This is a genomic window from Ensifer sp. NM-2 (assembly GCF_003024455.1).
In the GTDB taxonomy this organism is placed as follows: domain Bacteria; phylum Pseudomonadota; class Alphaproteobacteria; order Rhizobiales; family Rhizobiaceae; genus Ensifer; species Ensifer canadensis.
Genome location: NZ_PVZR01000020.1, coordinates 95,631 through 116,110 on the forward strand (window position 1 = coordinate 95,631; position 20,480 = coordinate 116,110).

Annotated in this window: 13 protein-coding genes; 8 read left to right on the top strand and 5 right to left on the bottom strand. The window is 61.9% G+C overall.

Features of this window, described 5'->3' with window-relative positions:
- Window positions 1-28: 28 nt before the first annotated feature.
- The gene (locus tag C6558_RS29855; RefSeq protein ID WP_025425291.1) at window positions 29-688 is read left to right on the top strand and encodes a YggS family pyridoxal phosphate-dependent enzyme; all 660 of its coding nucleotides are present in this window, start codon (window positions 29-31) and stop codon (window positions 686-688) included.
- A gap of 113 nt (window positions 689-801) precedes the next feature.
- Window positions 802-2,709, top strand: a complete 1,908-nt coding sequence (locus C6558_RS29860; RefSeq protein ID WP_107028048.1) for an AMP-binding protein — start codon at window positions 802-804, stop codon at window positions 2,707-2,709.
- A 122-nt stretch (window positions 2,710-2,831) separates the two neighbouring features.
- Here C6558_RS29860 and C6558_RS29865 read toward each other — a convergent pair whose 3' ends face one another.
- Window positions 2,832-3,701: a LysR substrate-binding domain-containing protein gene (locus C6558_RS29865; protein ID WP_025425289.1), complete on the bottom strand. Its 870-nt coding sequence runs from the start codon at window positions 3,699-3,701 to the stop codon at window positions 2,832-2,834.
- A 137-nt stretch (window positions 3,702-3,838) separates the two neighbouring features.
- Here C6558_RS29865 and C6558_RS29870 point away from each other — a divergent pair, with 137 nt between their 5' ends.
- Window positions 3,839-4,225 (top strand): ectoine synthase, encoded by a 387-nt coding sequence (locus C6558_RS29870; protein ID WP_025425288.1) that lies wholly within the window; start codon window positions 3,839-3,841, stop codon window positions 4,223-4,225.
- 63 nt (window positions 4,226-4,288) lie between these two features.
- Here C6558_RS29870 and C6558_RS29875 read toward each other — a convergent pair whose 3' ends face one another.
- Window positions 4,289-4,990 carry a DUF1013 domain-containing protein gene (locus C6558_RS29875; protein WP_025425287.1) on the bottom strand — a complete coding sequence of 234 codons (702 nt, stop codon included), beginning with the start codon at window positions 4,988-4,990 and terminating at the stop codon, window positions 4,289-4,291.
- A 223-nt stretch (window positions 4,991-5,213) separates the two neighbouring features.
- Here C6558_RS29875 and acs point away from each other — a divergent pair, with 223 nt between their 5' ends.
- Complete coding sequence (gene acs / locus C6558_RS29880; RefSeq protein ID WP_025425286.1) at window positions 5,214-7,163, top strand: acetate--CoA ligase; 1,950 nt, start codon at window positions 5,214-5,216, stop codon at window positions 7,161-7,163.
- A gap of 237 nt (window positions 7,164-7,400) precedes the next feature.
- On the opposite strand, the gene C6558_RS29885 is transcribed toward acs, so the two are convergent.
- A complete protein-coding gene (locus tag C6558_RS29885) occupies window positions 7,401-7,601 on the bottom strand; it encodes a DUF1674 domain-containing protein (RefSeq protein WP_038575773.1) in 201 nt (66 codons plus the stop codon).
- 125 nt (window positions 7,602-7,726) lie between these two features.
- On the opposite strand from C6558_RS29885, the gene htpX reads away from it, so the two are divergent.
- The 4 genes from htpX to purH all read left to right on the top strand — a co-directional run bounded on the left by htpX (window position 7,727) and on the right by purH (window position 13,866).
- Window positions 7,727-8,689, top strand: coding sequence for a zinc metalloprotease HtpX (htpX, locus tag C6558_RS29890; protein WP_025425285.1), 963 nt, complete (start codon window positions 7,727-7,729; stop codon window positions 8,687-8,689).
- Entirely contained in the window at window positions 8,689-10,101 is a 1,413-nt protein-coding gene (locus C6558_RS29895; protein ID WP_025425284.1) for an RsmB/NOP family class I SAM-dependent RNA methyltransferase, read from the top strand. Before htpX ends, C6558_RS29895 begins: the two co-directional genes overlap by 1 nt.
- A gap of 334 nt (window positions 10,102-10,435) precedes the next feature.
- Window positions 10,436-12,121 carry a heparinase II/III family protein gene (locus C6558_RS29900; protein ID WP_025425283.1) on the top strand — a complete coding sequence of 562 codons (1,686 nt, stop codon included), beginning with the start codon at window positions 10,436-10,438 and terminating at the stop codon, window positions 12,119-12,121.
- A gap of 134 nt (window positions 12,122-12,255) precedes the next feature.
- The gene (gene purH / locus C6558_RS29905; RefSeq protein WP_025425282.1) at window positions 12,256-13,866 is read left to right on the top strand and encodes a bifunctional phosphoribosylaminoimidazolecarboxamide formyltransferase/IMP cyclohydrolase; all 1,611 of its coding nucleotides are present in this window, start codon (window positions 12,256-12,258) and stop codon (window positions 13,864-13,866) included.
- Window positions 13,867-14,011: 145 nt separating this feature from the next.
- On the opposite strand, the gene C6558_RS29910 is transcribed toward purH, so the two are convergent.
- Window positions 14,012-15,445, bottom strand: coding sequence for an MFS transporter (locus C6558_RS29910; protein WP_057217162.1), 1,434 nt, complete (start codon window positions 15,443-15,445; stop codon window positions 14,012-14,014).
- Between the two features lie 239 nt (window positions 15,446-15,684).
- Complete coding sequence (locus tag C6558_RS29915) at window positions 15,685-20,478, bottom strand: NAD-glutamate dehydrogenase (RefSeq protein ID WP_025425280.1); 4,794 nt, start codon at window positions 20,476-20,478, stop codon at window positions 15,685-15,687.
- Window positions 20,479-20,480: the final 2 nt, after the last annotated feature.

Genomic DNA, 20,480 nt, shown 5'->3' on the forward strand with positions numbered 1-20,480 from the left:
GAAGGTCGTTATGTCGGAGAATATATCCATGGAAGTTCAAGAGCGGTTACAGGATGTCGTGAGCCGGATTCACACGGCGGAAAGGGCGGCAAAGCGCCCAAAGAATGCCGTCAGCCTCGTTGCCGTTTCCAAGACATTCGACGCTGACGCGATCCGTCCGGTGATCGAGGCCGGCCAACGCGTGTTCGGCGAAAACCGCGTGCAGGAAGCACAGGGCAAATGGCCGCTGCTGAAGGGCGAAAGCCCCGATCTGGCGCTGCATCTGATCGGGCCGCTGCAGTCCAACAAGGCGGCAGAAGCCGTTGCCCTGTTTGATGTCATCGAGACCGTCGATCGCGAGAAAATTGCCCGGGCGATCTCGGCGGAAATGAAGCGCCAGGACAGGACGCTTCGTCTATATGTCCAGGTCAACACCGGTCTGGAACCGCAGAAGGCCGGAATTGCGCCTGCAGAAACCATCGCGTTCGTGACCTTCTGCCGCGAGGAACTGGATATGGTTATCGAGGGTCTGATGTGCATTCCGCCTGTCGACGAGAACCCCGGTCCGCATTTTGCGCTGTTGGCGAAACTAGCCGGCGCGTGCATGCTCGACAGGCTGTCGATGGGCATGTCCGGAGATTTCGAAACGGCGGTCCAGTTCGGCGCGACCAGCGTGCGCGTCGGTTCGGCAATTTTCGGATCACGCTGACGGCCAAAACGTCGCATTACGCTTTCGTCGGGGTTCACCTTCGTTCTCATTAGCCTATCCTTGTGCACGAGGAGGCCGGGCATCGCCCGGCATGCATTGGGAGGAGAACGGATATGGCGAGCCGCTATTCCGAAGTGTACGGCGCGTGGAAGACGGATCCGGAGGGGTTCTGGTCTGAGGCGGCAGAGGCGATCGACTGGTTCGAGAGGCCGGAGCGCGCCTTCGAGGCTGAAGGGGGCATTTATGGCCACTGGTTTCCCGGCGGGCTGACCAACAGCTGCTACAATTGCCTGGACCGGCATGTCGAAGCCGGTCGTGGCGAGCAGATCGCCTTCATCTACGACAGCCCGGTCACGTCTAGCATCGAGCGCATCTCCTATGGAGCGTTGCTCGACGACGTCAAGGCGCTGGCCGCCGTCTACCGCAAGCTCGGCGTCGACAAAGGCGATCGCATCATCATCTATATGCCGATGATCCCGCAGGCGGCGGTGGCGATGCTTGCCGCCGCGCGCATCGGCGCGGTGCATTCGGTGGTGTTTGGCGGCTTCGCCGCCAACGAACTCGCCGTTCGCATCGACGATTGCCGGGCCAAGCTCATCGTGTCGGCCAGCTGCGGCATCGAGCCCGGTCGCACGGTCGCCTACAAGCCGCTGCTCGATGCGGCGCTGACGATCGCCGAACACAAACCGGCGCATTGCCTTGTCTATCAGCGCGAGATGCTGCAGGCGGATATGACGCCGGTGCGCGATATCGACTATGCCACAGCGCTTGCGGCGGCAAAGGATGCGGGCGACGAGGCCGGTTGCACGCCGGTGGCGTCCACCGATCCGCTTTACGTGCTCTATACCTCCGGCACCACAGGCCAGCCGAAGGGCGTGGTGCGCGACAATGGCGGCCACATGGTTGCGCTCAAATGGTCGATGCAGAATTTCTTCGGCGTTCAGCCCGGTGAGGTCTTCTGGGCGGCGTCCGACATCGGCTGGGTCGTCGGGCATTCGTTCATCGTCTATGGGCCGCTTCTCAACGGCAACACCTCGATCCTGTTCGAAGGCAAGCCCGTCGGCACGCCGGATCCCGGAACCTACTGGCGGATTATCGCGGAACACGGCGTGGCCGTCATGTTCACCGCTCCGACGGCGCTGCGCGCCATTCGCAAGGAGGATCCGGATGCGTCGCTGGTGACGAACCATGATCTTTCTCGGTTTCGTGCGTTGTTTCTGGCCGGTGAACGGGCCGACCCCGACACGATCTGCTGGGCGGAAAGGGCGCTCGGTGTGCCGATCATCGACCATTGGTGGCAGACGGAAACGGGCTGGCCTGTTGCCGGCAATCCGCTCGGACTCGGACTCCTGCCTGTCAAATACGGATCACCGGCTGTTCCGTTACCCGGCTACGATGTCCAGATCCTCGACGACGCCGGTCATCCGGTCGAAGCGGGCACGCTGGGCAACGTCGTGGTCAAACTGCCTTTGCCTCCAGGGTGTCTGCCGACACTCTGGAATGCCGACCATCGGTTTCGCGCGGCCTATCTCGAGGAGTTTCCCGGCTACTACAAGACGGCCGATGCCGGCTACCTCGACGATGACGGCTATGTCTTCATCATGGCGCGCACCGACGACATCATCAATGTCGCCGGTCACCGGTTGTCGACGGGCGCCATGGAGGAAGTGTGCGCCAGCCATCCGGATGTGGCGGAATGTGCCGTCATCGGCATCGCCGACGCGCTGAAGGGTCAGATCCCCGCCGGCTTTCTGGTCATCAACTCGAATGTTTCCCGTGAAACATCCGAGATCGAACGGGAGGTCATCAGCCTCGTGCGTGATCGCATCGGGCCGGTGGCCGCCTTCCGCATGGCGATGTGCGTCAAGCGGCTGCCGAAAACCCGATCCGGCAAGATCCTGCGCGCGACGATCCAGAAGATCGCCGATCGCCAACCGTGGAAAATGCCGGCGACAATCGACGACCCAGCGATCCTCGATGAGATTGCCGCGGTGCTTCATTCCAAGGGTATCGGCATCTGATCGTGCATTCTACAGCGCCGCGCGTCTTATTAGACGCGCAAAGGTCGCTGTAGCACTTTGAATGGCTGCATGTTTTTATCCTTAAATCGAATAGGATTTAAGGAAACATGCAGGAGCATGCCTCAGATTCGAACGACGGAACTGAACCACGTGCTGAAGGCCGCCACCGGTTTGCTGCGCAGGTTCTTGGTGATGAGGTAGTAACTCTCGTCTTCAAGTGTGGCGATCGGCGAGAGGACGATGAGATCGCCGTGCTCGATCTCGCGGCGAAAGACTTCGACCGGGCAGAGCGCCACGCCATGGCCGGCGATCACGGCCGTCGCCAGCAGGTTGAAATCCTGGAAAACCGGACCGCGGCGCGGCGGTCGAGCCATGGGCAGGCCGGCTGTCGCAAACCATTCTTGCCACCGCGCGATCGTCTCGTCGTGAAGCAGGTCGGCGGTGGTGATTGCCTCTGGTGTGTCGAGCGCGCCTTTGCGCTCGATGTAACGAGGGCTGGCGACCGGGCGGTTCGCACGCGAAAACAGCCGGTCGCATTGCGTCCCGACGGATAGGTCCGCACCGAGCGTGATGAGCACGTCGCAACCCGTCTCCCGCAGCCTCTGCTCGGCCATCGCGTAGATTACCTTTACATCGACGTCCGGGTGCCGTTCGAGGAAATCGCTGAGCGCCGGTATCAGCCAGCGCGTGGCGATCGATGGGATGCAAGCGACGGTGATCGATGATTTGGCGTTGGCGCGCAGCATTTCTGTTTCGATCGCGATGCGCGCAAAACACGATGTCAAGGCGTCGGCCAACCGCTCGGCGTCAGGAAGGAGACCGACGCCGCGCTTTTCCCGCCGGAACAACGGCCGGCCGAACCATTCCTCGAGCAGCCTTATCTGATGGCTAACTGCAGCGTGTGTGACATGCAGCTCGTCCGCGGCACGTGAAAAGCTGGCGAGCCGGGCGGCGGCCTCGAATGCGCGAAGCATGCCGAGTGGCGGAAGCATCTGCAAATTCTCCTCAACCACCTCTTGAGAAATCGTTGTTTTTCTATCGAAAAGTCCCGTGGGATAAGGATTTCAACATCACGAGAACGCATTCCGGTCTTCGTCATGTAAGAATTTCTCATAGGAGGATATAGCACATGTTCGTGCGCAGCCTGCAGGATATCGAGGCCACCGATCATTTCGTCGAATGGGGGAGCGGCACCAGCCACCGACTGCTGACGGAAAAAGATGGCATGGGTTTTACCGTTTGCCACACCGTCGTTCGCGCCAATACGGTCTCATTGCTGGAGTACCGCAACCATCTTGAGGCTTGCTACTGCATCGCCGGCCAGGGCGAGGTGGAGGATATGCAGGGCAATGTCTTTCCGATTCGTCAGGGCGACATCTACGTGCTCGATCAGCACGACAAACATTTCCTGCGGGGAGGAAAAAATGAGGATCTCATCCTCGTCAGTGTCTTCAATCCACCGCTCAAGGGGACCGAGCGCCACAATCTGAAGGACCAGTCCGGTTCGGCCTACTGAATCTGGCAAACAAAAAAGCCCGGATCGAGCGATCCGGGCTTTCGTCAGGTCATGACAAGTCGATCAATATTGATCGTCTTCGTCCTCGTCCTTGCGATCCGACTTCAGCGACTTGAGCTTGGCGAAGACGGCATCCGCATCGATTTCCTTCTCTTCTTCGCGCTCGTAGCTGAAGTTGAGCTTTTCTGTTTCCTGGGCTGCTTCGAGCGTCGCGCCGAGCTCGGCGGCTGTCGGCAGCGGACGGCCCTTGGCGGCGCGTTCGACTTCAAGGTCGAGATCGATCTGCGAGCACAGGCCAAGCGTTACCGGATCCATCGGCGTCAGGTTCGTCGAGTTCCAGTGGGTGCGCTCGCGAATCTGCTCGATCGTCGACTTCGTGGTGCCGACGAGGCGGGAAATCTGCGCGTCCTTCAGCTCGGGATGGTTGCGAACCAGCCAGAGAATGGCATTCGGGCGATCCTGGCGCTTGGAGACCGGCGTGTAGCGCGGGCCCTTGCGCTTGGAGTCGGGAACACGGACTTTCGGCTCCGAAAGCTTGAGCTTGTGGTTCGGATTTGCCTCGGCGCGGGCGATCTCGTCGCGCGACAGCTGTCCGGTTGCGATTGGATCTAGACCCTTGATGCCCTGTGCCGATTCACCGTCTGCGATCGCCTTCACTTCGAGCGGATGCAGCTTGCAAAACGTTGCAATCTGTTCGAACGACAATGCCGTATTGTCGACGAGCCAGACGGCTGTTGCCTTGGGCATAAGCAGTTGCTGAGCCATGGATATAGTCCTTTTGTCCGCCGCGCCGGTGTCGCGGGCCGTGGAGTCTACCACTGATTTCCGGGAATTGAGCGCCTCTATAGCGTCGTTGTCTCAAAATTGCAATTCTCCAGTTCCAAATGTCCTTTTGTCTAATTGCGGCGCGGCTTTGACCTGCTATGACTCGTCGCCGAGGCGGGGTCCCCGGGAGGGACCTCAGACAGGAATGCGCAGGGAGGAACGAATGTCCGCCAAGATCTATCCGGTGTTGAAGTCTGCCAAGAGCCGGACGCTGCTCGATAACGCGACCTATCTGAAGTGGTATGAGGAAAGTGTCGAGGACCCGGCCAAGTTCTGGGGCAAACACGGCAAACGGATCGACTGGTTCAAGCCCTATACCAAGGTCAAGAACACCTCTTTCAAGGGCAAGGTCTCGATCAAGTGGTACGAGGACGGCCTCACCAACGTCTCCTACAATTGCATCGACCGCCACCTGAAGACGCACGGCGAAAAGACGGCGATCATCTGGGAAGGCGACAACCCCTATATCGACAAGAAGATCACCTACAACCAGCTCTACGAGCAGGTTTGTCGGCTTGCCAACGTCCTGAAGAAGCATGGCGTCAAGAAGGGCGACCGCGTCACCATCTACATGCCGATGATCCCGGAAGCATCCTACGCGATGCTTGCCTGCGCGCGCATCGGCGCCATTCATTCGGTCGTGTTCGGCGGCTTCTCGCCGGACGCGCTCGCCGGCCGCATCGTCGACTGCGAATCCACCTTCGTCATCACCTGTGACGAGGGCGTGCGCGGTGGCAAGCCGGTGCCGCTGAAGGAAAATACCGACACCGCGATCGACATCGCCGCCAAGCAGCACGTGATCGTCAACAAGGTGCTGGTCGTGCGCCGCACCGGCGGCAAGATCGGCTGGGCGCCGGGCCGCGACCTCTGGTACCACCAGGAAACTGCGACCGTGAAGCCGCATTGCGAGCCGGCGAAGATGAAGGCGGAAGACCCGTTGTTCATCCTCTACACCTCGGGCTCGACCGGCAAGCCGAAGGGCGTGCTGCACACCACCGGCGGCTACCTCGTCTATGCCTCGATGACCCATGAATACGTGTTCGACTATCGCGACGGCGATATCTATTGGTGCACGGCGGATGTCGGCTGGGTGACCGGCCATTCCTACATCGTCTACGGACCGCTCGCCAACGCGGCGACCACCGTGATGTTCGAGGGCGTTCCGAACTTCCCCGACGCAGGCCGCTTCTGGGAAGTCATCGACAAGCACAAGGTCAACGTCTTCTACACCGCGCCGACGGCAATCCGCTCGCTGATGGGCGCCGGCGACGATTTCGTCAAGCGCGCCTCGCGCTCGTCGCTGCGCCTGCTCGGTTCGGTCGGCGAACCGATCAACCCGGAAGCCTGGGAATGGTACTACAACGTCGTTGGCGATCAGAAATCGCCGATCGTCGACACCTGGTGGCAGACGGAAACCGGCGGCATCCTGATCACGCCGCTGCCGGGCGCGACCGATCTCAAGCCCGGATCGGCGACGCGGCCCTTCTTCGGCGTCCAGCCGCAGCTGGTCGACAACGAAGGCAACGTGCTCGAAGGACCTGCCGACGGCAACCTCTGCATCACCGACAGCTGGCCCGGCCAGATGCGCACGATCTATGGCGATCATGCACGCTTCGGCCAGACCTACTTCGCCACCTACAAGGGCAAGTATTTTACGGGTGACGGCTGCCGTCGCGACGAGGATGGCTACTATTGGATCACCGGCCGCGTCGACGACGTGCTCAACGTCTCCGGACACCGGCTGGGCACGGCCGAAGTCGAATCGGCGCTTGTCTCGCACCATCTGGTGTCCGAGGCAGCCGTCGTCGGCTATCCGCACCCGATCAAGGGACAGGGCATCTACTGCTACGTCTCGCTGATGGCGGGTGAGGTCGGCAATGACGATCTGCGTCAGGCGCTGGTAAAGCACGTCCGCTCGGAAATCGGCCCGATCGCGACGCCAGACAAGATCCAGTTTGCCCCCGGCCTGCCGAAGACCCGCTCGGGCAAGATCATGCGCCGCATCCTGCGCAAGATCGCGGAAGACGATTTCGGTGCGCTTGGTGACACCTCAACGCTTGCCGATCCGGCTGTTGTGGAAGACCTGATCGCCAACCGGCAGAACAAGGCTTAACAGCAACGCACGGTAAAAAGGGCGGCTTCGAGCCGCCCTTTTTTGTATGATGTTTCGTACCGAGGCGGTGGACTGAATAGACGACTGGGTCATCGACGGGCGTTTGTGAGCCGGATTCCGATTGACGGTAAGCGGAGTTCCCGGGCGGCAGCAGGAGATCGATATGACCCACGGTTGTTTTCGGACGATCCCAAAGAAGGAAATGTTCCTTCGCTTCAAACCCGTCTGAGAGCATTCTCAGAAATCGATCGCCCTACCCTTGATTTCCCAGTCGCCGAAGCGTGCCGGGTCGGCGCCGCCGCGGCCGCCGATTTCTGTCGGCATAACCTTCTCCGCTTCAGCCTGCCGACGCTCCTCCGCTTCCTTCAGCGCGCGCATGGCCGCGGCAGGCAGCGGCTTTTTCGGGCGGTCGGGGGCATTGTCGTTGTCGTTCTGCATCTCGCCAGTATCCGGATTCGTGCATCTGTATTGAAGAACGGGGCATTTGCACCCATCATATAAGGCGCCGTTGTCCGAACGGAAACCCTGATTCACGTGAAACGTCGACGACCCGGAGCCTCTTCATGAACCTCGTTCGCACCGCCATGCTGCTTGCAGTGATGACCGCCCTGTTCATGGCGGTTGGCTTCGCCATTGGTGGACGTGGCGGCATGATGATTGCGTTCGTCATCGCCGCCGGTATGAATTTCTTCTCGTACTGGTATTCCGACCGCATGGTGCTGCGCATGTACCGTGCGCAGGAGGTCGATGAACGCAGCGCCCCGGAATATTACGGCATCGTGCGCGATCTCGCTGAGAATGCCGGCCTGCCGATGCCGCGGGTCTATGTCATCGACAACCCGCAGCCGAACGCCTTTGCAACCGGACGCAACCCGCAGAACGCCGCCGTTGCCGCCTCGACCGGACTGCTCAACGCGCTCTCCTACGACGAGGTCGCCGGCGTCATGGCGCATGAACTGGCGCACGTCCAGAACCGCGATACCCTGACAATGACGCTGACAGCCACGCTTGCCGGCGCCATTTCGATGCTGGGCAACTTCGCCTTCCTGTTTGGCGGCAATCGCGAAAACAACAACAACCCGCTCGGTTTTGTCGGGGTGCTGATTGCAATGATCGTCGCGCCGATGGCGGCCATGCTGGTGCAGATGGCGATCAGCCGTACCCGGGAATATTCCGCCGATCGCCGTGGCGCCGAAATCTGTGGCAAGCCCCTGGCTCTCGCCTCGGCGCTGCAGAAGATCGCTGGTGCTGCCCATCGGATTCACAATGACGATGCCGAGCGCAACCCGGCAACCGCGCATATGTTCATCATCAATCCGCTCTCAGGCGAGCGCATGGACAACCTGTTTTCGACCCATCCGAACACTGAAAACCGGATTGCGGCCCTGCAACAGATGGCGCAGGAGATGTCCATGGGGTCGACGCCGCCGGTTCGGGCTGATAATCCGGTGCGCAAATCGCGCTCTGTTCCCTCTACCGGTTGGGGTCGCGGTGGTTCCGAACCGCCGAAAGGTCCCTGGTCCTGATGTCTGCCGAAAACAACAACGATTCACGTCCGAAACAAAACCGCTCGCGCAAGGAGCCGGCAAAGTCGAAGAGGCCTGCGCAAGAGCAGCGCGGTCCGGAGAAGCCCGGACTGCGCACGCGACAGGCAGCGGCCAAGATTCTCGGGGCGGTCGTCGATCGCAAGACCTCGCTCGATGGCATGCTCGATCATGAGCACGGAAATCCGGCCTACCGCGAACTGAGCGAGGCCGACCGGGCGCTGGTGCGCGCCATTCTCAATTCGGCATTGCGTCATCTGCCGCGCATCCAGGCGGCAATCGGCTCGATGCTGCAGACGCCGCTTCCGGAAGGCGCGCGCGCTCTCGACCATGTGCTCGCAGTGGCTGCCGCGCAGATCCTCTATCTCGACGTTCCTGATCATTCCGCCGTCGATCTTGCCGTCGAGCAGGCGCAGGCCGATCCGCGAAACCGCCGGTTTGCCAATCTGGTCAATGCCATCCTTCGCCGCCTGTCGCGCGAGAAGGACACGATCCTGGAAAATCTGCGAACCGTTCCTGCGATGCCGGACTGGTTCTTCGACAGGCTGGTCGAGCGTTATGGACGCGAACAGGCCGATCTCATCGCCGAAGCGCAACTGACCCCAGCGGCGATCGATCTGACTGTCAAGTCGGATCCGGATGCCTGGGCCGAGCGGCTCGGCGGTACGGTGCTGCCGACAGGCTCAGTCCGCCTTGCAGAATTCTCGGGCTCTATCCCCTCCTTAGCCGGATTCTCCGATGGCGAGTGGTGGGTTCAGGATGCGGCCGCATCCATCCCTGCCCGTCTTTTCGGGTCGATTGCCGGGAAGACCGTCGTCGATCTCTGCGCGGCACCCGGTGGTAAGACGGCGCAGCTTATCCTCGCCGGTGCCGAGGTGACGGCGCTTGATCAGTCGTCGAGCCGGCTGAGGCGTCTGAAGGGCAATCTCGAGCGATTGGGCCTGGAAGCGCAGATGAAAGAGACCAACATGGCCGACTTTCGGCCGGACGAACTTTTCGATGCCGCCTTGCTCGATGCCCCCTGTTCGTCGACCGGAACGACCCGCCGTCACCCGGATGTGCTTTGGACCAAGGGTCCGGAGGACATCGAGAAGCTTGCGCTGCTTCAGGAGCGCCTGCTGCGCCACGCGCTGACGGTGGTCAAGCCGGGCGGCATCGTCGTGTTCTCCAATTGCTCGCTTGACCCACGCGAAGGCGAGGAAGTGGTCGACCGGGTGGTCGCAGCCGGCGATGATTATGAGCGGGTGCCGGTTCTGGCTGAGAATTGGCAGGGCCTTGAAGATGCGATCACCCCGCTCGGCGAAGTGCGCACCACGCCATCGATGTTCCCGCTCGATCCACCCTTTGCCGGTGGACTCGACGGATTCTACGCCGCCGTGATTCGCCGCAAATAAGTCTGGAAAAGTCGATTCGTTCTTCGGAAAGGCTCGGCCACGGGCTGTTTTGGCGCGTCATTTGACGCTTTAAGGCCATGAGCCTATCAAAGACGATAAAATTGATAAAAGTTTAATGATCTTTCCGGCACCATCCAGAGTTCACGCGGAGCGCCGCGCGTCCTTTCGGACAGAGAAGAACGCTCTGACATTTTGAAACGGCGCATCGTGCGTACCGGAGATCGAATAGGGATTTTCGGGCAACCCTGCGCGAGTGATACTGGCGCGAAGCCGATGCAGCCGTTCGTTCGTCTCGAACGGCTTGCTTCAGGATTAAGGAAATCGACGGGCGTTGATGGTGTTTTCCGGCAGGCGAAGGCTTTCTTATCTGTATGCGCGCGAAGGTTGGCGCCGCGTGTCGCGGCGACTTTCGGTCGGCCGCGTCTCGTCGCTGCGCTTTACCGGATCGACGCCCGGCCGCCTGATCGTTGCGCCGACGGACCTCAGAGCCGTCGATCCCTTCGTTGCCGAGGAGATCCTCGAGGGTCGCTTTCCGCTGGCTGGGCGGGTGCTCGACACCGAGGGCGAATCGCCCTTCGAGATCGACCTGCCGTCGCTGGAATTTGCCACCCGCCTGCATTCGTTCGGCTGGCTCAGGCATCTGCGGGCGATCCGCGAGGATGCCGGCTTCGTGCGCCTGCGGCAGATCGTTGACGACTGGATTGCCACCCACGGCCGCAATTTCGGAGGCATTGCCTGGGATGCCGACGTCATCGCCCAGCGCATCATCGCATGGCTCTCGCATTCGCCGGTGGTCCTGCGCAATGCCGAGCACGGCTTTTATCGCCGCTTCCTGAAAAGCCTGGCCTTCCAGGTTCGTTATCTCCGTCACATTGCCGAAACGGTCAGGGATGGCGAGGCTCGCCTGCGTGTGCGGATGGCGCTTGCCATGGCATCGGTTTCGATGCCGTCGACGCCGTCGGCGATCCGCAAGGCGTCGCGCCATCTCGATTTCGAGCTTGATCGGCAGATTCTCGCCGACGGCAGCCACTTTTCGCGCAGCCCGCGGGCCGGGCTTGAGTTGCTGCTCGACCTGCTGCCGCTGCGCCAGACCTATGTCAATCTGGGGCATGACGTGCCGTCGCGCCTGATCCCTTGCATCGATCGTATGTATCCGGCACTGCGCTTCTTCCGCCACCAGGGCGGCGAACTGGCGCTTTTCAACGGCGCGACCTCGGTGCTGGCGCATGAGCTTGCCTCGGTGCTGCGCTATGATGAAACCGCCGGCGAGCCATTCCGCTCGCTGCCTCTCGCGCATTACGAGCGCCTGTCGATCGAAAACACCGTGGTCATCGTCGATACCGGCCGGCCGCTTTCAGTCGACCTGTCGCGTAGCGCCCATGCCGGCTGCCTCTCGTTCGAAATGTCCTCGGGCAAGACGCGTTTCGTGATCAATTCGGGCGCGCCGAAATTTGCCGGCGAACGATTCCGCCAGATGGCACGGATGACCGCCGCCCACTCCACCGTGACCGTCAACGACACGTCCTCCTCACGCTTCTCGCAGTCACGGTTTCTGGGCCCGATCATCACCAGCGGCGTCTCGCGCGTCGTCGTCGAGCGCAAGGACGAACCGGGCCGCCAGGAATCCGTCATGGCAAACCATGACGGTTATCTCTCGTCCTTTGGGCTCCTGCACGAGCGCGACATCGGCGTGCTGAACGGCGGCCGGATGATCCGTGGGCGTGACCGGCTTTCGCGCGCCGACGGCAGCGATCCTGATGAAACGAACCTGGCCGTGGCAGTCGCCCGCTTCCATATCCACCCGGCCGTCACTATTCGCCAGAACAACGGCCGCGAGATCTATCTGACCGCGCCCGATGGTGAAATCTGGCTGTTTGCCTGCCAGGACGGCGAGCTGGCGGTCGAGGAAGACATCTTCTTTGCCGATCCCTCGGGCATTCGCGCCTCGTCGCAGCTGACGGTGACCTTCGCCGTTGCCAGGCAGCCGGAGATCCAATGGACCTTCTCGCGCACGAACTGAGGCCAACTGCGCCCCTTATTTTAGGATGTTGGCCTGCCGAGGTTTCTTCGGCCGGCAAGCTATGCTAACGGGCAGCCATCCCAATCGCCGGAGCATCCTCCCGGGCGTCCGGCGCCGCCAAAGGAGCATGGTTGATGGCTGTCGCCTCCAAGAAAATTCCCGCCCCGAACGAGGTTCCAGTCCGGACCGCTCTTCTTTCCGTGTCCGACAAGACCGGTGTCGTCGAGCTTGCCCGTGCGCTGCATGAAAAAGGCGTACGTCTGGTTTCGACCGGCGGCACCCACAAGGCACTGTCGCAGGCGGGGTTGCCAGTCAGCGACGTCGCCGAACTCACCGGCTTTCCCGAGGTTATGGATGGCCGGGTCAAAACCCTTCACCCGGGCGTGCATGGCGGCCTGCTGGCAATCCGCGACGATGCCGAGCATCAGGCGGCGATGTCGGCACATGGCATCACCGCGATCGATCTGGCGGTGATCAATCTCTATCCCTTCGAGGAGGTTCGCGCGCAGGGCGGCGATTATCCGACGACGGTCGAGAACATCGATATCGGCGGCCCGGCGATGATCCGCGCATCCGCCAAGAACCACGCCTATGTCACAATTGTCACCGATCCGGCCGACTATCCGGTCCTGCTCGAAGAACTTGCAGCAGGCGCGACGACCTATGCCTTCCGCCAGAAGATGGCGGCCAAGGCCTATGCCCGCACGGCCGCCTATGACGCAGCCATTTCCAACTGGTTTGCCGAGGCGCTCGACACGCCGATGCCGCGCCACCGCGTTCTCGGCGGCGTCTTGAAGGAGGAGATGCGCTACGGTGAGAATCCGCACCAGAAGGCGGGCTTCTACGTCACCGGCGAGAACCGTCCGGGCGTTGCCACAGCTAAGCTGCTGCAGGGCAAGCAGCTTTCCTACAACAACATCAACGACACCGATGCCGCCTTCGAACTCGTCGCCGAGTTCCTGCCGGAAAAAGCCCCGGCCGTGGCGATCATCAAGCATGCCAATCCTTGCGGCGTGGCCACGGCCCCGACGCTGGTCGAAGCTTATCGACGCGCGCTTGCCTGCGATTCCACCTCAGCTTTTGGCGGCATCATCGCGCTCAACCAGATGCTCGATGCGGAAACGGCCGAAGCGATCGTCAAGCTCTTTACCGAAGTGATCATCGCGCCTGAGGTCAGCGATGAGGCCAAGGCCGTCATCGCCCGCAAGCCGAACCTGCGGCTCTTGACCACGGGCGCCCTGCCGGATCCGCGCATCCCCGGCCTTTCCGCCAAGACCGTATCCGGCGGCCTTCTCGTCCAGACCCGCGACAACGGCATGGTCGAAGACCTGGAGCTGAAGGTGGTGACCAAGCGTGCACCGACGGCGCAGGAACTGGAAGACATGAAGTTTGCCTTCAAGGTGGCAAAACACGTCAAGTCGAACGCCGTCGTCTATGCCAAGGATGGCCAGACCGCAGGCATCGGCGCCGGGCAGATGAGCCGGGTCGATTCGGCCCGCATCGCCGCGATCAAGGCCGAAGAAGCCGCCAAGGCGCTCGGCCTCGCAACGCCGTTGACGCGCGGCTCGGCCGTCGCCTCCGAGGCTTTCCTGCCGTTTGCCGATGGCTTGCTGTCGGCGATCGCTGCCGGTGCCACGGCGGTGATCCAGCCCGGTGGTTCGATGCGCGACGAGGAAGTGATTGCCGCGGCCGACGAGCATGGCGTTGCGATGGTCTTCACCGGTATGCGCCACTTCCGCCACTAAACCGGATCGGTTGCATTTTCAGTTGCTACTGCATGTTTCCATAAATCCTATTCGATTTAAGGATAAAAACATGCAGCAATTCAAAGTGCTACAGCGACCTTTGCGCGTCTAATGAGACGCGCGGCGCTGTAGTAAAGTCCGAGTTTTATTCCTCAGAGCCGTCGCGTCCCCAGGACGCGGCGGCTTTCGTATGTCCGGCATTCGCCGGATAAGGCGTGCGCAGCAGGATCAGAAAACCGAGGACGAGGAAGACGACGAGCGCCATCATGCCGATGCGGGCGGAGCCGGTCATGAGCGTGATCGTGGCGACCGACGCGGGCGCAAGAAACGACGTCGCACGGCCGGAAAGTGCATAGAGACCAAAGTAGCGCCCTGCTTCGTCCAGGCTGACGCTGCGCGCCAGATAGGAGCGCGACGACGCCTGAACCGGCCCGAAGGCGATACCGACGAGCAGGCCGTAGACGATATAGGCCTTCTCGGCTGCAGTGCCGAAGATGCCGCCCGAATCGTCCGTCGGCAGGGGAAGCAGACCGAAGAAGGTGAAGCCCGGTCCTGTCGAGACGATGCCAAGCGTGGCAATGATCAGGCAGACCAGGCTGGCGATCACGATGGTCTTTGAACCGAGCCGGGCATCGAGCTTGCTTGCATAGAGGCAGCCACCGATGGCAACGACGTTGAGGATGATGCCATAGATGCCGAGTTCCATGGTTTGCCAGGCGAACATGGCGGCGGCGAAGGTGCCGCCCAGTGCCAGCAGGCCATTGACCCCATCCTGAAAGATCATGCGGGCGATGAGGAAGCGCAGGACGCCGCGCCTTTGCCTGAGTTCGCCGAGTGTGCCTTTCAGTTCGCGCAGTCCCGTTCGGGTCGCCCCTGCAAGCGACATGGTCGCCTTGGTCGCATCCGGCGTGAACAGGAACATCGGAATGATGAACACGAGGTACCAGAGCGCCGATATCGGCCCGGTGATGCGCGCGTCCTCGCCCTTTGCCGGATCGAGCCCAAACAGCGGATCGATGCCGAGAGCGGTCTTGCCGGTTTCCGGATTTCCGGCAAGAAGCGCCACGACAGCGATGAGCACGATCATCCCGCCGAGATAGCCGAGGCCCCAGGCGATGTTGGAAATGCGGCCGATGTCCTTCTCGTCCACAAGTCGCGTCATCATCGAATCATTGAACACGATCGAGAATTCGGCAGCGACGGTGGCCAGCACCATGAAGATGACGGCGTAGATGATCGGTGAGCCGGGGGCGGCAAACCAGAGCATCGCCAGCGATACGATCTTGATGATGGCGAAAAAGCCGATCCACGGCTTGCGCGGTCCGGTGGCGTCGGCGATCGAGCCGAGAACCGGGGAGAGAATGGCGATGATGATGCCGGAAATGGTGAGCGTATAGCCCCACATCGCCTGGCCGATAGCATGATCCTCAGTCAGCCGGGAAACGAAGTAGGGGCCGAAGATGAAGGTGGTGATCACCGTGAAGAACGGTTGGGCCGCCCAGTCGAACAGCATCCATCCGGCAATGCCGAGACGGGTCGTTCCCGGCTTGTCTGCAGCCCTGTCCGCCGAAATCGCCAATTACCCCTCCCGGAAATGACTGCGCCGTGCGTTCTAATGAACGCGCGGCGCAGAAAGATCGTCATATCTCGCTCATCGAGACCGGGTTGACGGAGCATCCCCGGCCCGATCTTGCGCTACTGCATGTTTCCTTAAATCCTATTCGATTTAAGGATTAAACCATGCAGCAATTCAAACTGCTACAGCGACCTTTGCGCGTCTAATAAGACGCCCGGCGCTGTAGTCCGGGGCGGACTGTGTCATTTCACCCTGCCGCGTGCAAGGTCGTTGAGCAGACCCGCGGCAACCGTGATCTTGGCAAGCGTGGTCTCGCCCTTCTCAGTCAGGAGCGTCAGCTGGCCGCCCGCGCGTGAAACGCGTTCGCGGTCGTTTTCCTGCCAGGCCTGGACGGGATTGCGCTCGCTCTTCTGCTCGCGCAGCGCCGCTGCGGTGATGTCGCGTCTGGCGCCGGCAATGTCCGAGATCGCGCGCGACAGCGCCATTGCCTCGAACTGCTCGGTTGCCGGTACGCGGTCGGCTGCCGCCAGCAGGCGGTTGATCCGCAGCGTTTCGGTGACGGCAAAATAACCCTGTGCCGTGCGGCTCAGCGTCTCGCCGGTTTCAGCTGATATCTGCATGATTTCGGGCACGAGGGTCATCAGCGCCAGTTCCAGGATCTCATCCGCCAGTTTCTCCGGCACGCCGCCCTCGACGAAGGCTGCGGTCTTTACCCGAGCTTCGTCGGCGGTTTCGCCTGAAATCGCGGTGCGCATGGTGCTGCGCAGCTTCTGCAGCCCGTCGCGCAGGCGCGTCACGGCTTCCGAAACCGAACCCGTTGCCGCATGGGTGCGCAGGGCCCGCTCCGTCACGAGCGTGAAGATGCGCCCGACTTCCTGGTAGAGCGCATTCTGGAGGGCGCCGCTGATGCGATTGTCCAGGGCATCGATCTCGTCATAGATCCGCGGCAGGTCGAAGCCATCGAGTGCCAAAACAGCCGCCTTGACGACGTCTGCCGAGAGGAAGCCGGTGGCATCCGTCAAGGTCGAGACGAAAGCGGGGCCGCCGCGATTGATGGTTTCGTTGGCCAGCACCGTCGCGATGATCTCGCGGCGCAGCCGGTGGCCGTGGATGTCGCCGGCATAAGTCTTGCGCATCTTGCCGGGGAAGTAGCGTTCCAGGGTCGCCGTGAAATACGGGTCGTCGGGAAGCTCGCTGGCGATCAGCTCGTCGAACAGCACCAGCTTCGAGTAGGACAGGAGGACGCCGATCTCCGCGCGTGTCAGCGGCTTGCCGGCCTGATAGCGCTCGGTCATGACCTGGTCGGTCGGCAGCGTCTCAACCTTGCGGTTGAGGTGGCCGTCGGCTTCGAGTCGCGTCATCAGGCGGCCGAGCGTCGTGCGGTTTCCGGTACCCTGCAGTTCGGTGAGCGAGATTGCCAGCGACTGCTCGTAGTTGTTGCGCAGTACGAGATGGCCGACTTCCTCGGTCATCGACGCCAGCAGCGTGTTGCGCTTCGGCCGGGTCAGGCGACCGTCGCGCATCGCCGAGGCCAGCGCGATCTTGATGTTGACCTCGACGTCGGACGAGTTGACGCCCGCCGAGTTGTCGATGGCGTCGGAGTTGCAGCGACCGCCATTGAGGCCGAAGCCGATACGGCCCTTCTGGGTCACGCCGAGGTTTGCGCCCTCGCCGATGACACGGGCGCGGACCTCTTCGGCGACCACACGGATCGCGTCGTTGGCGCGGTCGCCAACCTCGGCATCCGTCTCGTTGCTGCCGCGCACATAGGTGCCGATGCCGCCGAACCAGAGAAGATCGACCTGGCTCTTCAGGATCGCGTTCATGATCTCGAACGGCGTGGCCTTCTGCTTGTCGATGCAGATCGCCGCCATGGCTTCCGGTGTCAGCGTCACCGACTTTTCGGCGCGGGAAATGATCATCCCGCCTTCGGAGAGCGTCTTGCGATCATAGTCCTGCCAGCTCGAACGTGGCAGGGCGAACATGCGCTTGCGTTCGGCGAAGGAAACATCCGTATCCGGATTCGGATCGATGAAGATGTCGCGATGGTCGAAGGCCGCGAGCAGACGGATCTTTTCCGAAAGCAGCATGCCGTTGCCGAAGACGTCGCCCGACATGTCGCCGACGCCGGCGACGGTGAAGGGAGTGGTCTGGATGTCGATGTCCATCTCGCGGAAGTGCCGCTTGGCGGTCTCCCAGGCGCCACGGGCGGTGATGCCCATCTTCTTGTGGTCGTAGCCGGCCGATCCGCCTGAGGCGAACGCGTCATCGAGCCAGAAGCCTGCTTCCTGGGCCAGGCCGTTGGCCGTGTCCGAGAAGGTCGCCGTGCCCTTGTCGGCGGCAACGACGAAGTAGGGATCGTCACCGTCGCGGCGCAGCGTGTCGGCCGGCGGCACGACATCCTGGCCGACAATGTTGTCGGTGACCGACAGCATCGTGCGGATGAAGGTCTTGTAGGCTTCGGTTCCGGCCTTGAACACCTCGTCGCGGTTGCCGCCAACCGGCAGCTGCTTCGGGTAGAAGCCACCCTTGGCGCCAACGGGCACGATGACGGCGTTCTTGACCTGCTGTGCCTTCACCAGGCCCAGTACTTCGGTGCGGTAGTCCTGTGCGCGGTCGGACCAGCGAAGACCGCCACGGGCGACCTTGCCGAAACGCAGATGCACGCCTTCGACTTCGGTGCCGTAGACGAAGATTTCGCGGAACGGACGCGGCTCGGGCAAGCCTTCGAGCTGCTTGGGATCGAGCTTGACGGCAAGGACCGCACGCGGCTTTCCGTCGGCATCCTTCTGGAAGTAATTGGTGCGGAGCGTCGCCTCGATGGCGTTGACGTAGCGGCGCAGGATCCGGTCCTCGTCGAGGCTCGGTACCGCCGACAGTGCGGTCTCGATCGATGCGATCAGGGCGTTGCACTTCTTGGCACGCGGCTTCTCCTCGATCGCCGGGTCCATGCGGGTGACGAACAGCTTGAAGATATCGGCGGCAATCGCCGGATATTTGTTCAGCGTGTCGGCGATATAGCCCTGCGAATAGGTGATGCCGGCCTGGCGGAGGTAGCGGGCATAGGCACGCAGCACCGTCACTTCGCGGGCGTTCAAGCCGGCGAGCAGGATCAGCCTGTTGAAGTTATCATCCTCGATCGTGCCGTTCCAGGCGGCGAGGAAGGCTTCCTCGAGCGCCGCACCCGACTTGTCGAGATTGAGCGCATGGCCGTCGCGATGGATCAACTCCATGTCGTGCAGCACGACGCGATGCTGGTCCTCGCCATGCTTGCCGACGTTGAGGTCGTAGGTCTGCTCGCTGATGACCCGGAAGCCGAGATTTTCGAGCAGCGGCACGCGGCGCGAAAGCGATACGGGTTCGCCGGCGTGGAAGATCTTCAGCTCGGCCGTATCAGGACGATTGACCGGGCGGTTGTAGTGGTAGAACGAGATCCGGATCGGATCTTCCGCCTTGCAGGCGGCGATATCGGCGAGATCGGCATAGGCTTCGGCCGGTGCAAAGGCCGCCTGGTAGGCTTCGCCAACGCTGAGCTCGATGCCATCCTTGCGGGCAAGCAGGTCGAAGCGATCGATCCAGCGCGTGACGATGCCTCGCACGGCCTCCTCGAGCTTGGCCTGGGGGATGCGCGGCGTCTTGCCGCTGGTCCGGCCGATGATGAAGTGCACGCGCGCCAGACCGCCCTCGGGGAAGGCCGGGTAGTAGGCCGAAACACGACCGTCATAAGCCGTCTTCAGATAGTCCCCGATCTTCTCGCGAACGTCGGAATCATATTGCTCGCGCGGTACGAAGACGATGACCGAAACGAAGCGGTCGAAATGGTCGATGCGTGGCAGAACGCGGATGCGCGGACGGTCGCCGAGCTCGTTGATCTGTTCGCAGAAGGCGGCGAGCAGGCCGACGTCGATCTGGAAGAGATCGTCGCGCGGGTAGGATTCGAGCGTGTTGTCCAGCATCTTGCCGGAATGGCTCTGCGGATCGTAGCCGAAATGATCGACGATCTTCTCGATCTTGTGGCGCAGCAGCGGGATTTCCGCGGCCTGACGGGTATAGGCCGAGGAGGTGAACAGGCCGACGATGCGCAGCTCGCCGGCGACATTGCCGTCGGCATCGAAACGCTTGACGCCGATGTAGTCCATATAGGCGCGGCGGTGCACGACCGACTTCACATTGGCCTTGGTGACGATCAGGAAATCCGGGCTTTCGAGGAAGGCCAGAATCTCCGGCGTGGTCAGAACTGCGTCCTTGCCCTGGCGCAGCACGCGCACATCGGGATTGGAAAGGATGCCGAGGCCCCTGCCCTTGCCGCGCTCGACCGTCGCCTTCCCGCCCTTGCCCGAATAGGTGTATTCGCGCATGCCGAGGAAGGTGAAGTTGTTGTCCCTGAGCCAGCGAAGGAAGGCCAGCGCTTCGTCGCGGTCGCTCTTCTTGCGCGAGGCGTTGTAGTCCTCGAGTTCCTTCATCGCGTGATCGAGCAGCGTCGTCATCGCCGGCCAGTCGTGCACGGCCTGATGAACCTGTTCGAGCACATCGCGGATACGGTTGCTGAGCGATTGCGCCTCGACCGGCGTCAACTTGCTCAGGTGGATCTGGATGTGGCTGATCCGGTGTGCCGGATCGCTCGGCTCGTCCGGATCGAACGGCTTGGCGGGCTTGCCCGGTTCCTGGACCAGAATGGGATGGATCGCGAGATGGATATCGCGGTGCGTGGTCGTCACCTCGCCCATGACCGAATCAAAGAGGAACGGCATGTTGTGTTCGGTGACGGCAATGATCGAAACCTCGGTGCCGCCAGGCGCAACGCCGGCCACGGTTTCAACCGACACTTGAGGTTTGCCGCCGTCCCAGCGTGCGAGTTCGCTTCTCGCATGGGCCGCCGTCAGTGCCAGCATGTCCGCCGAATAAAGATCGAGGTCGTCGTTGCTGGCCCCGCCGAAGAGGATCTCGGGCGCCAGCGCGTCGGTGCCCAGTTTGATGGCGGCCGCCTTCGCTGCGTCGATGTGTCTGTCCCGCTTCGGATTGTATTTCACGCCCATGA

Coding starts and splice junctions, on each gene's coding strand:
- C6558_RS29855 (WP_025425291.1), top strand. CDS start 29: ATGGAAGTTCAAGAGCGGTTACAGGATGTCGTGAGCCGGATTCACACG.
- C6558_RS29860 (WP_107028048.1), top strand. CDS start 802: ATGGCGAGCCGCTATTCCGAAGTGTACGGCGCGTGGAAGACGGATCCG.
- C6558_RS29865 (WP_025425289.1), bottom strand. CDS start 3,701: ATGCTTCCGCCACTCGGCATGCTTCGCGCATTCGAGGCCGCCGCCCGG.
- C6558_RS29870 (WP_025425288.1), top strand. CDS start 3,839: ATGTTCGTGCGCAGCCTGCAGGATATCGAGGCCACCGATCATTTCGTC.
- C6558_RS29875 (WP_025425287.1), bottom strand. CDS start 4,990: ATGGCTCAGCAACTGCTTATGCCCAAGGCAACAGCCGTCTGGCTCGTC.
- acs (WP_025425286.1), top strand. CDS start 5,214: ATGTCCGCCAAGATCTATCCGGTGTTGAAGTCTGCCAAGAGCCGGACG.
- C6558_RS29885 (WP_038575773.1), bottom strand. CDS start 7,601: ATGCAGAACGACAACGACAATGCCCCCGACCGCCCGAAAAAGCCGCTG.
- htpX (WP_025425285.1), top strand. CDS start 7,727: ATGAACCTCGTTCGCACCGCCATGCTGCTTGCAGTGATGACCGCCCTG.
- C6558_RS29895 (WP_025425284.1), top strand. CDS start 8,689: ATGTCTGCCGAAAACAACAACGATTCACGTCCGAAACAAAACCGCTCG.
- C6558_RS29900 (WP_025425283.1), top strand. CDS start 10,436: ATGGTGTTTTCCGGCAGGCGAAGGCTTTCTTATCTGTATGCGCGCGAA.
- purH (WP_025425282.1), top strand. CDS start 12,256: ATGGCTGTCGCCTCCAAGAAAATTCCCGCCCCGAACGAGGTTCCAGTC.
- C6558_RS29915 (WP_025425280.1), bottom strand. CDS start 20,478: ATGGGCGTGAAATACAATCCGAAGCGGGACAGACACATCGACGCAGCG.